We start from the raw sequence: 11,834 nt of genomic DNA, 5'->3' as shown, positions 1-11,834 counted from the left end.
GCCTCACCTCCGGTTCATCTGCTTGGGGTCGAGCGCGTCGCGCAGGCCGTCCCCGAGGAGGTTGAAGGCGAGGCTCACGCAAAGGATCGCCACGCCCGGACAAGCCACCAGCCACCAGCTGTCGATCATATAGCGGCGGCCCGTGGCGATCATCGCGCCCCATTCGGGTTCGGGCGGCTGAGCGCCGAGGCCCAGAAAGCCGAGGCCCGCCGCGGTCAGAATCACCGTGGCCATGTTCAGCGTCAGCCGGATCGCCACCGAAGGCAGACACATCGGAATGATGGATTTCAGGATGATCCGCATCGGCGAAGCGCCCTGAAGCCGCGCGGCGGCGATGTAGTCGGCCTTGCGGAAGGTCATAGTCTCGGCCCGCGCCAGACGCGCGATGGGCGGCCATGAGGTCAGGGCTATGGCGATGATCGCGTTGTTGAGGCTCGGCCCCAGAGCCGCCACGAAGGCCAGCGAAAGGATCAGCGAGGGAAAGGCGAGGAAGATGTCCGTCACGCGCATGAGCACGGCGTCCATCCAGCCCCCGACATAGCCCGCCGTCGCCCCGACGATCAGCCCGATGGGCCCCACCACCACGCTCACCAGAAAGATGATCCGCAAGGTGATCCGCGCGCCGTAGACGAGGCGGCTGAAGATGTCGCGGCCGAGTTCGTCGGTGCCGAAGAGATGGCCGTTCCCCGGCGGCTGAAGCACGTTGTCCAGATTCTGCGTGAAAGGATCATGGGTGGCGATCCAAGGCGCCAGAATCGCCGTCAGGACCAGAATCGCGATCACCGCCAGCCCGAAGGCCGAAGTCGGAGAACGCAGAAGATAAGCGAAGATGTTGCGCAGCGCCGACAGCCATCCCGGCAGGCGCGCAGGAGAATATGCGGCGTCGGTCATTTCGTCCTCGGATCAAAGAGGCGATACAGAATGTCGGAGAGCAGATTGAGCGCGATGAAGATCACGCCGACGATCAAAACGCAGGTCATCACCGCGTTCATGTCGCCGATGACGAGGTTGTTCGTCAGATATTGCCCGAAACCCGGCCAGGCGAAGACGGTCTCGATCAGCACGGCGCCCTCCAGCAAGGCGCCGTAGGAGAGCGCCACGATGGTCACCAGCTGCACCCGGATGTTGCTGAAGGCGTGCCGCCAGATCGTCTGGCCGCGCGAGAGGCCCTTCACGCGGGCGGTGGTCATATATTCCTGATTCAGCTGATCCAGCATGAAGCTGCGGGTCATGCGGGTGATGTAGGCCGAAGCGGAATAGCCAAGCAGCGTCGCCGGGAGGATCAAATGGTTGATCGCCGAAAAGAAGACCCGCCATTCGCCCGCGAGAAGGCTGTCGATCAGCAGAAAGCCCGTGCGGCTCGGAACCATGCCGATATAGAAATAATCCATCCGCCCCGAGCCGCCGACCCAGCCTAATCCCGCGTAGAAGATCAGCAGAGCGATCATGCCGGTCCAGAAGATCGGCATGGAATGGCCGAAGAGGCTGAAGACCCGCACGGCGTGGTCGATCCAGCGATCCTTGTTCACCGCCGCCAGCACTCCGAGCGGAACCCCAAGGCCCGCGCCGATCACGATGGCGAAGGTGGCCAGCTCGATGGTGGCGGGCATCACATGCAGGATGTCTTGAATCACCGGCTGGCCGGTGCGGATGGACTGGCCGAAATTCCCGGTCAGCACGTCGCCCATATAGCGCAGGAACTGCGCCCAGAGGGGGCGATCCAAGCCGAGCTGGCTATAAACCATGTCATAGGTTTCGGGCGTGGCGTCTTCGCCGACGATGGCCCGCACCGGATCGGCGGGCATCATGCGCCCAATGAAGAACGTAAGCATCAGAAGTCCGAGCAGCGTGACCGCGACGCTTACGGCCTGCCCGGCGGCGCGTCTGAAGCGCCGACGACCTTTGGACATATTTCCTCCCTGACGCGCTCTTTTCCCGCCTGCCTTGCGACAAGGCTGACAGAAGCGACTATTTGTATGACAAGTAAAGAAGCACTGTCACATGACAAACCGCCTGTCAAGCGGATCCTCAGAGAAAATCCTCGCGGCGAGGGGTGAAATTATCGATCAGCTCGCCCGCCTCAAGGCAGCGGCAGCCATGCTCGACGCCCGAAGGAATGACGAGGCTGTCCCCGGCTTTGAGCAGGTAAGTTAAGCCATCACGCTGAAATTCAAAGATTCCACGCGCCACATAGGTCGATTGCACATGCGGATGACTATGGAGAGCGCCCACCGCGCCCTTTTCAAACCGGAAGGACACCACCATCAGATCCGGGTTTTCAGACAGGACCTGACGCTCGACGCCGGAATCGGGCCGACGGACGGGGAATTCAGGCGAAGATTCGGCTTTGGTCATGAGAAATCTCCATCATGGGGGAGATCGCCCTATATATCCGCCTATCATGTCTGACAAGACCGCATCAGCTCTCAGCCAGGCTGCGCCCGCTGCGCAAGAGCGCCTGATAGCGCTCCAGACTGCCGCGCAGATGCGCGCGCATCCGCTCGCGGGCCTGATCGGCGTCGCCTTCGATGAGGGCGTCGACGATCCGGCCATGCTCCTCTTGCAAATGCAGATTATAATCCTTGGGACGCGCCCCCGGCTCCGCGCCCTGCAATTCGCCCCGGGGAATGACTCCCGCCCGGATCAGATGCAGGAACTCCGGAAAGCGGCGATTCTGAGTCGCCTCGGCGATGGCGAGATGAAAGGCGAAATCGGCGTCCCGGGTGGGCTCGCCCGCGCGCAGAAGCGCGCCGATTCGGGCGTGGGCTTCGAGGATCGCCTCCAGTTGCGCCGGAGAGCGCCGCGTCGCCGCCGCAGCCGCCGCTTCGATCTCGCAGGCGGTGCGCAGCTCCAGAAGCTCGATCACCGAGGAGATGCGCGAACTGGTCAGATCGTCGAAAGGCCGCGCGGGGCGGTCGGCGGGGTCGAGCGCGAAGACGCCCGCGCCTTTGCGCGCCTCGACCAGCCCGTCGGCGCGCAGAGTCGCCACGGCCTCGCGCACCACGGCCCGGCTGACGGAATGGATCCGCGTCAGCTCATGTTCGCTCGGCAGCTTCTCGCCGGGACGGAAGGCGCCCGCCTCCAGCTCCTTGCGCAGAGCCTGAGCCAATTGCGAGACGAGCGACTCCTCTCCGCGCGGGCGGGCGGGCTTGGCTGGTTCCTTCATGCGGCTCTCCCGACGACCTGCCGGACAGATCATCCGCCGGTCATGCGGCAACTAGCCCGAGATCCCGCGGATTGACAAGCTCCGCCGCGCCCCGGCGCCTGACCCGACGCCCTAATCGAAGGGCTGTTCATGGCCCCAGGCGGGAATCCGCCGCCGCGCTTCGTCCACCGCGGCGAGGTCGAGATCGACCACCGTCGCCGAAACGCCCTCGCCCGCGTCGGCGAGGACTTCGCCCCAAGGCCCCACCGCCAGAGAATGGCCGTAGCTGGCGCGCAAGGTGCCGGAATCCGCGCCGCCATGCTCGCCCCATTGCGCCGGCGCCAGCACGAAGGCGCCGGTCTCGATGGCGCGGGCCTGCATCAGCGTGCGCCAATGGGCTTTTCCGGTCGGCACGGTGAAGGCGGCGGGGATGCTCAGAATGCGCGCGCCCTTGGCCGCGAGCTTCCGATATAACTGCGGAAAGCGCAGATCATAGCACACCGTCATGCCGAGCCCGCCCCAAGGGGTTTCGGCCACGACGCTCTTCGCGCCGGGACGCACCCTTTTGGCCTCGTCATAGGTCTCGCCGCCGGGCAGATCGGCGCGGAAAGTATGGATCTTGTCGTAGCGGGCGCGGATCTCGCCGAATTCGTCGATGAGGATCGAGCGGTTCGCCGCCCGCGAAGGGTCGTCCTCCGCTTTGAGCATCAGAGAACCCAGCAGAAGCCAGACGCCCAATTCCTCCGCCAGCGCCCGCGTCGCCTTGAGGAAGCCGTCCTCGACCTCGGGCTTGGCCAGAGCCGAAACGCCGGATCCGGCGGCGGCGATGCGGTTGGTCACCTCCGGCGTCAGAATGAGCCGCGCGCCCTTCCCCGCCGCTTCGCGGATCAGAGCCTCGGCCTGTTTGAAATTGGCGGATTCCTCGGGGCCGCCCTGCATCTGGATCAGCCCGACGCGCAGGATCTTGCTCTCGCTCATCATGCGCCGATCCCCAGTTTCGCGTCGAGCCTCCCGGCCCGGTCGAGCGCATGCAGATCGTCGGAGCCCCCGACATGCTCGCCCTCGATGAAGATCTGCGGCACGGTGCGGCGGCCGCCCGCGCGCCGGATCATCTCCTCGCGCAAGGCCGGATCGCCGCCGACCTCCTTCTCCTCGAAGGCGACGCCCTTGCGCTTGAGCAGCGCCTTGGCGGCCATGCAATACATGCAGGCGGGTCCGGTGTAGATCTCGACTCGCGCCATGGGCGCCTCCTTCATTCCGCGTCTTCCTCAACGTCCCAGACCCGCGCGAAGGCGAGGACGTCGACCCTCGCCCCCGCCGCGATCATCGCCTGAGCCGCCGCGCCCAGAGTGGCGCCGGTGGTGCTCACGTCGTCCACGATCAGCAGGCGCCGTCCTTCGATCTCCGCCCGGAAACGCTCCGGGACCGCGAAGGCGTCGACTAAGTTCGCCCGTCGTTCTCTGGCGGTCAAGCCGCCTTGCGAGGGCGTCGCGCGCAGACGCTTCAGCCATGCGGGACGATAGGGCTTGCCTCCGAGCCGCGCCAGAGCCCGCGCCAGCTCCGCCGCCGGATCGAAGCGCCGCCGCAAGGTCCGGCGCCAATGGGCCGAGGCCGGGACCACCGCCTCGCAATCCTCCAGCAGAGGCCCCGCCGCCCGCGCCATCCAGCGGGCCATGAGCGGCGCCGCCTCCAGACGATCCGCCCGCTTGAGCGCCAGAGCCAAAGACCGCCCCGCTCCGCGATAGGCCATGGCGGCGCGGCCGCGCGCCCAAGGGGGCGGAAGCTTCAGACAGTCGAGGCAGAGCCGCCGCGTCTCGGGCCAGACGGGATCTCCGGCGGGAACGCCGCAGGAATCGCAAAGCTCCGGCCCCTCGAAAAACCGCGCCTCGCGCCAGCAGGCGCCGCAGAGCCCTTCGCTCTCCGTCTCCGCCTCGCAGATCGGGCAGAGATGCGGAAAGAGCAAATCGGACAGGGGCGTCAAAAGGCGCCAGACGGCGGCTCTGGTCAAGGCGGCCTCCGAAGAATAAACCTGAGAACCATTCTAAGCCGCCGTCTTCAGCCAAGAGAAGCCCCCAGCCTTCATGTCCCCAGCTCCCTCCCTGTTCGACCCCGCCCTCCGGCGCCTGAGGCGCGACCGCGCCGCGCAAAGCTTACGCGAAGCGGATTTTCTGCTCGCGGAGGTCTCGGAGCGACTGGCCGAGCGGCTGGAGGACGTCTTGCGCGGCTTTCCGCGAGTCGCGATCCTTGGGGCATGGGACGGGACTCCGGCCCGGATCCTCGCCGGACGCTTCGGAATCGAGAGCCTGATTCAGGTGGAGTCCTCGCCCCTCATGGCGGCCCGCGCGGCGGAGTTCGGCCCGGTCGTCGTCGCCGACGAGGAGGCGCCTCCTCTGGCCGAAGGAAGCTTCGATCTGATCCTCGCGCCTTTGACCCTGCACGCCGTGAACGATCTGCCCGGCGCTCTGACCCAGATCCGCCGCGCCCTCAAGCCGGACGGGCTTTTCCTCGGGGCCATGCTGGCGGGCGAGAGCCTGCACAACCTGCGCTCCGCCTTCGCCGAAGCCGAGATTCAGACCGCGGGGGGGTTGTCTCCGAGGGTGGCGCCTTTCGCGGATCTGCGCAGCCTCGGGGGCCTGCTGCAAAGAGCGGGATTCGCTCTGCCCGCCGCCGATCTCGACCGCATCGAAGCCAGTTATCGCGAACCTCTGCGGCTGCTGCGCGATCTGAAGGCCATGGGCGAATCCAATCCGCTACGCGAGCGCCGAAAGGCTTTCCTGCGCCGCGACACTCTGCTCAGGGCGCTGGAGATCCTCGCTCTGGATCCGCCGCTGAAGATCCGCTTCGACGTCGCCTTTCTGACCGGATGGGCGCCCCATGAAAGCCAACAAAAGCCGCTCAAGCCCGGCTCGGCGCAATTTCGCCTCGCGGAGGCGTTGAAGACCCCCGAGCTTCCTCTGAACGACGAACCCGAACCCCTCTGATGATCTGGAGCGCCGCCATGACTTCGCCCAACGCCTCCCGCCTTGGGGTTCTGCTGCTGAACCTCGGCACGCCCTCCGGGACGGATTTTTGGTCCGTCCGGCGCTATCTCAAGGAGTTCCTCTGGGACGCTCGCGTGATCGAGCCGCCGCCTTCGCGGGCGCTCTGGTGGCTGATCCTCAATGGAATCATCCTGACGAAGCGGCCTTTCTCCTCCGGCAAAGCCTATAAGGGCATTTGGAACAACGAGTTGAACGAATCGCCTCTGCTCACCGTCACCCGCGAGCAGACGCGCAAGCTCTTCGAGGCCTTTTCGGCGAAGCATAGCGCCGACGTGGTCTTCGACTTCGCCATGCGCTACGGCGAGCCCAACACCCCCGACGCCATCCGCCGCATGAGCGAAGCCGGATGCGAGCGCATTCTAATCTTTCCGCTTTATCCGCAATACGCCGCCGCCACCACCGCCACCGCCAATGATCAAGCCTTTCGCGGCCTGATGAAGCTGCGGCGTCAGCCGGCGATCCGCACGGTTCCGGCCTATTACGACCACCCGCTCTATATGGAGGCCCTCGCCGGAAGCGTGCGGCGCCATCTGGAGGCCCGCACAGCGGAAGGCGCTCCGGCGCCTCAGCGCATCCTCTGCTCCTATCACGGCCTGCCGGAGCGCTATGTGGCCTCGGGCGACCCCTACGCCGACCAATGCCGCGCAACCACCCGTCTGCTGGCCGAAGCCCTCGGCGGGCCGGAGGGCTGGGTGGAGAGCGCCTTTCAATCGCGCTTCGGCAAAGAGGAATGGGTCAAGCCCTACACCGTGGAGCGCGTGGCGGAGCTGGCCCGCTCCGGCGCGACGGACATCGCGATTCTCGCCCCCGCCTTCTCCGCCGATTGCGTCGAGACGCTGGAGGAGATCAACGAGGAGATCCGCGAAGCCTTCCTCCATGCGGGCGGACAGCGCTTCGACTATATCCCCTGCCTCAACGCCGAGGACGCCCATATCGCGGCGCTGCTCGCCGTCGTCGAGCGCGAGATGGCGGGCTGGCTTCCCGAAGCGGAGACTCCTCGCGTCGCCTGAGACGCGCCGATCTGCAGAATTTTCAACGGCCCGCGCCTTCGCATGAAGGGGCGGGCTTTTCTTTTCCATCCCGCGCGAGGGGCGCAGAGGGGGCGATTTCCGGAAGCTCGCTTCTCAAACCGCTTTGAATATTTCCCGCCCTTGACCCCCGGCGCCCCTTGACACATCGCGGGGATTCAGGAATTTTTACTCTCAAAGCGTTTTGACAAGCGGCCTCCGGAATCGCCTCGCGCCTCCGGATTCCGCGCAAGGACGCTTGCAGGCCCCCGCGCCCCAAGGCGCCCATGAGAGGGCCGCCGATAAAAATGAAAACGCTCCAGGGAGGAGTTCATGAATTTTCGCGCAGCCTTCGCCGCCCCCTCTCTCGCCGCCCTCGTCGCGGGCGGAGTCCTGACGGCGACTCCGGTCCTCGCGGCCGACATCTCGATGGTCCTCGGCTCGGTGGGTCAGGACGCGGCCTTCATGGCCAAGGAGGTCAAGCTTTTCGAAGAGGCGACCGGCCATAAGGTGACCATCGTTCCCATGCCCGCCTCCACCACCGATCAATTCGGGCAATACCGGCTCTGGCTGGCGCAGGGCAAAAACGACATCGACGTCTATCAGACCGACGTGATCTGGGCGCCGCAGCTGGCGGATCAGTTTCTGGATCTGAGCGAGGCCGCCAAAGACGTGGTCGGGGCGCATTTCCCCGCCATCATCGAATCGCAGACCGTCGGCGGCAAGCTGGTCGCGCTGCCCATCTTCACCGACGCGCCGGGGCTTTATTACCGCACCGATCTTCTGGAGAAATACGGCGAGCAGCCGCCGAAGACTTGGGATGAGCTCGCCGCCACGGCCAAGAAGATCGTCGAGGGCGAGCGCGCCGCCGGACATAAGGACATGTGGGGCTTCGTCTGGCAGGGCGCGAGCTATGAAGGCCTGACCTGCAATGCGCTGGAATGGGTGAAGTCCTCGGGCGGCGGCCAGATCGTCGAGGCGGACGGGACCATCTCGATCAATAATCCCGAGGCGGCGGGGGCTCTGGACCGCGCGCGCGGCTGGATCGTCGATGGGATCACCCCGCCGGGCGTGCTCTCCTATCAGGAGGAGGAGGCGCGGGGCGTCTGGCAGCTGGGCAATTCGGTCTTCATGCGCAATTGGCCCTACGCCTATGGCCTCGGCTCCAGCGACGATTCCGCCGTCAAAGGGAAATTCGCGGCCATTCCCCTGCCCTCGGTCGAGGGTCAGGCTTCGGCGGCGACGCTCGGCGGCTGGAATCTCGCGGTTTCGCGCCATTCGCGGGTTCAGGAGCCCGCCACGGAATTGGTGCTGTTCCTCACCTCGCCCGAAGCTCAGAAACGCCGCGCCATCGAGAATTCGCAATTCCCGACCGTCATGGCGCTTTATGACGACGCCGAACTCGCCGAGAAGCAGCCCGTCACCATCATGTGGAAGGACATCCTCACCAACGCCGTGCCGCGCCCCTCGGCGCCGACCAAGCTGAAATACAACGAGGTCTCTTCGCGCTTCTGGAACGCCGCCCATAGCGTGCTTTCCGGTCAGAAGACCGGCGCCGCCGCTCTGGAGGAGCTGGAGACGACCCTCGCCCGTCTGCAAGGCCGCGGCTGGTGATCCGACCGGAGCGCCCGCGCCTCTGAAGGCCTGAGCGCTCCCGACTTCCCCAAATTCGCCGCCTCGCGTGCGCGCGCGGCATCCGCATCGCGTTCGGCGCGGCTGCGGGCGGAGTCTTCATGCTCCGTCTGCGGCCCCGGACGCCCGCTTCGTCGGGATTCCCATGACTGCGGAGACCTCTTTTTCTCAGGCGCCGCCCCCAGAGGCGACGCGGCGCTCGCGCCTGACGGCCCAGCGCATCCGATCCGCATGGATCTTCCTCACGCCCATGATGCTGGCTCTGGCGCTGGTCGCGGGCTGGCCTTTGTTCCGCAACATCTATTTCTCCTTCACCGACGCTTCTCTGACCAATCTCGGGGCGGCGCAGTGGATCGGCTTCGATAATTACTATTCCAAAATCACGCTCCCGAGCGGCCGCGAAATCACCTCCGGCCTTCTGGTCGACCCGGAATGGTGGCGCGCGGTGGGCAACACCCTGCGCTTCGCCTTCCTCTCGGTGGGCTTCGAAACGGTCTTCGGGCTGATCGTGGCGCTGGTGCTGAACGCCGAATTCAAAGGCCGCGCTTTGGTGCGGGCGGCGGTTCTGGTGCCTTGGGCCATCCCGACCATCGTTTCGGCGAAGATCTGGGCCTGGATGCTCAACGACCAGTTCGGCGTGATCAACGACGTCTTTCTCAAGCTCGGATTGATCTCGGAGAAGGTGGCCTGGACCGCCTCGCCCGACACCGCCATGACCGCCGTGCTCATCGTGGACATCTGGAAGACCACGCCCTTCATGGCGCTGCTCATCCTCGCGGGGCTTCAGATGGTCCCCAAGGACATCTATGAGGCCGCGAAGATCGACGGCGTGCATCCGGTGAAGCAGTTCTTCAAGATCACCCTGCCCCTGATCTGGCCTGCGGTGATGGTGGCGGTGATCTTCCGCCTGCTCGACGCCCTGCGCATCTTCGATCTGATTTATGTGCTGACGCCCAATAACGCCCAGACCCGCACCATGTCGGTGGCGGTGCGCGAGAACCTCTTCGATTTCGACAACTTCGCCTATGGCTCGGCTCAGGCCACGATGCTGTTCTTCATCATCGCGCTGATCACCATCCTCTACATCACCCTCGGCCGGGTGCGCTTCGATGGGGGCAAGTGATGGCGGTTCCGAAAATCATCTGGCGGATCGGATTCTGGCTCTTGGTGGCCTTCATCGTCTTCATGTCGGTGTTTCCTTTCTATTACGCCATCGTCACCAGCTTCAAAAAGCCGAGCGAGATCTTTCAGGTCAGCTATTGGCCGACCTCCTTTTCTCTGGAGAATTATAAAAGCGTCCTGACCTCCGGGGATTTCCTGCGCAACATCTGGAACTCCATCGTGGTGGCGGTTTCGGTGGTGGCTCTGGCCATGCTCATGGGGATCACGGCGGCTTATGCTCTGGCGCGGGTGCGCTTCAGGGGCCGGGGCGCTCTGCTGCTGATCATCCTCGGCGTCTCGATGTTCCCGCAGGTGGCGGTTCTCTCGGGCCTTTTCGAGCTGGTCAGCGGCGTCAATAACTTCGGGACGCGGATTTTGGGGATCAACCTCTCCAACACCCATTGGGCGCTCGTCTTCAGCTATACGATCTTCACCCTGCCCTTCACGGTCTGGGTGCTGACCACCTTCATGCGCGATCTGCCGATGGAGATCGAAGAAGCCGCCATCGTCGACGGCGCGACCCCTTGGCAGATCGTCAGCAAGGTCTTTCTGCCGCTCATGTGGCCCGCTCTGGTGACGACGGGGCTGCTCGCCTTCATCGCGGCCTGGAACGAATTCCTCTTCGCGCTGACCTTCACCTCTTCGGCCAGCATGCGCACGGTTCCGGTGGGAATCGCGCTGCTCTCCGGCTCGACCCAATACGAGGTTCCATGGGGCAACATCATGGCCGCTTCGGTGATCGTGACTTTGCCGATCATCCTCCTCGTGCTGGCCTTCCAACGCAAGATCGTGTCCGGCCTGACCGCCGGCGGCGTGAAAGGATAAGAGATGGCTCGCATCCAGTTGAACGGCGTGCGCAAGAGCTTCGGCGACGTGCATGTGATCAAGGGCGTGGATCTCGACATCCGCGCGGGCGAATTCATGGTCTTCGTGGGGCCTTCGGGCTGCGGAAAATCGACGCTGCTGCGGCTCATCGCCGGACTGGAGGACATCACCTCCGGCGAGATGCGCTTCAACGACCAGCGCGTGAACGACAAGACGCCATCCGAACGCGGAATCGCCATGGTTTTTCAAAGCTATGCGCTTTATCCGCATATGAGCGTCTATGATAATATGGCCTTCGGCCTGCGCCTCGCGAAGGGCGAGGAGGCCGAGACCCGCAAACGCGTCGAGCGGGCGGCGGAGATGCTTCAGATCAAGCAATATCTGGATCGTCTGCCCAAGCAGCTTTCGGGCGGCCAGCGTCAGCGCGTCGCCATCGGGCGGGCCATCGTGCGCGATCCGCAGGTGTTCTTGTTCGACGAGCCCTTATCCAACCTCGACGCGGCCTTGCGCGTGGCGACCCGTCTGGAGATCGCCAAGCTGCATCACGACATGGGCAAGGCCACCATGATCTATGTGACCCATGATCAGGTCGAGGCCATGACTCTGGCGGATCGCATCTGCGTCCTGCGCGACGGGCTGGTCGAGCAGGTCGGCACGCCGCTGGAGCTGTATGAAAAGCCCGCTTCGGTCTTCGTGGCGGGCTTCATCGGCTCTCCCAAGATGAATTTCTTCTCCGGCGCCCATGCCTCGCCTCTGGGGGCGCACACCATCGGCGTGCGGCCTGAGCATCTCCTCGCGGCGCCGGAAAGCGCCGGGACATGGAGCGGCCAAGTGGCCCATCGCGAGGTCATGGGCTCCGACACTTACCTTTATATCGACGTCGGCGGGCCGGAGCTGATCACGCTCCGCGAGACGGGGATCTCCGGACGCAACCCCGGCGACCGGATCGCCCTGACGCCTATGGCGCCGCATTACGTCCATCGCTTCAACGAGGCGGGGCGTCCCGTCTAGATTTTCCTTTGG

Annotated in this window: 13 protein-coding genes; 6 read left to right on the top strand and 7 right to left on the bottom strand. The window is 64.9% G+C overall.

Features of this window, described 5'->3' with window-relative positions; genetic code table 11:
* Positions 1-3: 3 nt before the first annotated feature.
* The 7 genes from B161_RS0106505 to B161_RS17090 all read right to left on the bottom strand — a co-directional run bounded on the left by B161_RS0106505 (position 4) and on the right by B161_RS17090 (position 5,153).
* Complete coding sequence (locus B161_RS0106505; RefSeq protein WP_018632557.1) at positions 4-891, bottom strand: ABC transporter permease; 888 nt, start codon at positions 889-891, stop codon at positions 4-6.
* The gene (locus B161_RS0106500) at positions 888-1,910 is read right to left on the bottom strand and encodes an ABC transporter permease (protein WP_018632556.1); all 1,023 of its coding nucleotides are present in this window, start codon (positions 1,908-1,910) and stop codon (positions 888-890) included. Before B161_RS0106500 ends, B161_RS0106505 begins: the two co-directional genes overlap by 4 nt.
* A gap of 118 nt (positions 1,911-2,028) precedes the next feature.
* A complete protein-coding gene (locus B161_RS0106495) occupies positions 2,029-2,355 on the bottom strand; it encodes a cupin domain-containing protein (protein ID WP_018632555.1) in 327 nt (108 codons plus the stop codon).
* Positions 2,356-2,419: 64 nt separating this feature from the next.
* The gene (locus tag B161_RS0106490) at positions 2,420-3,166 is read right to left on the bottom strand and encodes a FadR/GntR family transcriptional regulator (RefSeq protein ID WP_018632554.1); all 747 of its coding nucleotides are present in this window, start codon (positions 3,164-3,166) and stop codon (positions 2,420-2,422) included.
* A gap of 111 nt (positions 3,167-3,277) precedes the next feature.
* Positions 3,278-4,126 carry a carbon-nitrogen hydrolase family protein gene (locus B161_RS0106485; protein ID WP_018632553.1) on the bottom strand — a complete coding sequence of 283 codons (849 nt, stop codon included), beginning with the start codon at positions 4,124-4,126 and terminating at the stop codon, positions 3,278-3,280.
* Entirely contained in the window at positions 4,123-4,386 is a 264-nt protein-coding gene (gene grxC, locus B161_RS0106480; protein ID WP_026310243.1) for a glutaredoxin 3, read from the bottom strand. Before grxC ends, B161_RS0106485 begins: the two co-directional genes overlap by 4 nt.
* An 11-nt stretch (positions 4,387-4,397) precedes the next feature.
* The gene (locus B161_RS17090) at positions 4,398-5,153 is read right to left on the bottom strand and encodes a double zinc ribbon domain-containing protein (RefSeq protein ID WP_018632551.1); all 756 of its coding nucleotides are present in this window, start codon (positions 5,151-5,153) and stop codon (positions 4,398-4,400) included.
* Between the two features lie 73 nt (positions 5,154-5,226).
* On the opposite strand from B161_RS17090, the gene B161_RS0106470 reads away from it, so the two are divergent.
* The 6 genes from B161_RS0106470 (at position 5,227) to B161_RS0106445 (ending at position 11,822) form a co-directional block, all read left to right on the top strand.
* Complete coding sequence (locus B161_RS0106470) at positions 5,227-6,126, top strand: methyltransferase domain-containing protein (RefSeq protein ID WP_018632550.1); 900 nt, start codon at positions 5,227-5,229, stop codon at positions 6,124-6,126.
* Positions 6,127-6,143: 17 nt separating this feature from the next.
* Positions 6,144-7,196, top strand: a complete 1,053-nt coding sequence (gene hemH / locus B161_RS0106465; protein WP_240471585.1) for a ferrochelatase — start codon at positions 6,144-6,146, stop codon at positions 7,194-7,196.
* Between the two features lie 330 nt (positions 7,197-7,526).
* The gene (locus B161_RS0106460) at positions 7,527-8,807 is read left to right on the top strand and encodes an ABC transporter substrate-binding protein (protein ID WP_018632548.1); all 1,281 of its coding nucleotides are present in this window, start codon (positions 7,527-7,529) and stop codon (positions 8,805-8,807) included.
* A gap of 163 nt (positions 8,808-8,970) precedes the next feature.
* Positions 8,971-9,948, top strand: a complete 978-nt coding sequence (locus B161_RS0106455) for a carbohydrate ABC transporter permease (protein WP_018632547.1) — start codon at positions 8,971-8,973, stop codon at positions 9,946-9,948.
* Positions 9,948-10,811, top strand: a complete 864-nt coding sequence (locus B161_RS0106450; RefSeq protein WP_018632546.1) for a carbohydrate ABC transporter permease — start codon at positions 9,948-9,950, stop codon at positions 10,809-10,811. Before B161_RS0106455 ends, B161_RS0106450 begins: the two co-directional genes overlap by 1 nt.
* A 3-nt stretch (positions 10,812-10,814) precedes the next feature.
* Positions 10,815-11,822: an ABC transporter ATP-binding protein gene (locus B161_RS0106445; protein ID WP_018632545.1), complete on the top strand. Its 1,008-nt coding sequence runs from the start codon at positions 10,815-10,817 to the stop codon at positions 11,820-11,822.
* The last annotated feature ends 12 nt before the right edge of the window (positions 11,823-11,834 follow it).

This window comes from Neomegalonema perideroedes DSM 15528, assembly GCF_000374145.1.
In the GTDB taxonomy this organism is placed as follows: Bacteria; Pseudomonadota; Alphaproteobacteria; order Rhodobacterales; family Rhodobacteraceae; genus Neomegalonema; species Neomegalonema perideroedes.
Note: the sequence above shows the minus strand (reverse complement) of the source record. Positions and strands in the feature narration are given on the sequence as shown.

Bases quoted from the DNA above. Each gene is read 5' to 3' on its own strand.
- B161_RS0106505 (WP_018632557.1), bottom strand. From the start codon at position 891: ATGACCGACGCCGCATATTCTCCTGCGCGCCTGCCGGGATGGCTGTCG.
- B161_RS0106500 (WP_018632556.1), bottom strand. From the start codon at position 1,910: ATGTCCAAAGGTCGTCGGCGCTTCAGACGCGCCGCCGGGCAGGCCGTA.
- B161_RS0106495 (WP_018632555.1), bottom strand. From the start codon at position 2,355: ATGACCAAAGCCGAATCTTCGCCTGAATTCCCCGTCCGTCGGCCCGAT.
- B161_RS0106490 (WP_018632554.1), bottom strand. From the start codon at position 3,166: ATGAAGGAACCAGCCAAGCCCGCCCGCCCGCGCGGAGAGGAGTCGCTC.
- B161_RS0106485 (WP_018632553.1), bottom strand. From the start codon at position 4,126: ATGATGAGCGAGAGCAAGATCCTGCGCGTCGGGCTGATCCAGATGCAG.
- grxC (WP_026310243.1), bottom strand. From the start codon at position 4,386: ATGGCGCGAGTCGAGATCTACACCGGACCCGCCTGCATGTATTGCATG.
- B161_RS0106470 (WP_018632550.1), top strand. From the start codon at position 5,227: ATGTCCCCAGCTCCCTCCCTGTTCGACCCCGCCCTCCGGCGCCTGAGG.
- hemH (WP_240471585.1), top strand. From the start codon at position 6,144: ATGACTTCGCCCAACGCCTCCCGCCTTGGGGTTCTGCTGCTGAACCTC.
- B161_RS0106460 (WP_018632548.1), top strand. From the start codon at position 7,527: ATGAATTTTCGCGCAGCCTTCGCCGCCCCCTCTCTCGCCGCCCTCGTC.
- B161_RS0106455 (WP_018632547.1), top strand. From the start codon at position 8,971: ATGACTGCGGAGACCTCTTTTTCTCAGGCGCCGCCCCCAGAGGCGACG.
- B161_RS0106450 (WP_018632546.1), top strand. From the start codon at position 9,948: ATGGCGGTTCCGAAAATCATCTGGCGGATCGGATTCTGGCTCTTGGTG.
- B161_RS0106445 (WP_018632545.1), top strand. From the start codon at position 10,815: ATGGCTCGCATCCAGTTGAACGGCGTGCGCAAGAGCTTCGGCGACGTG.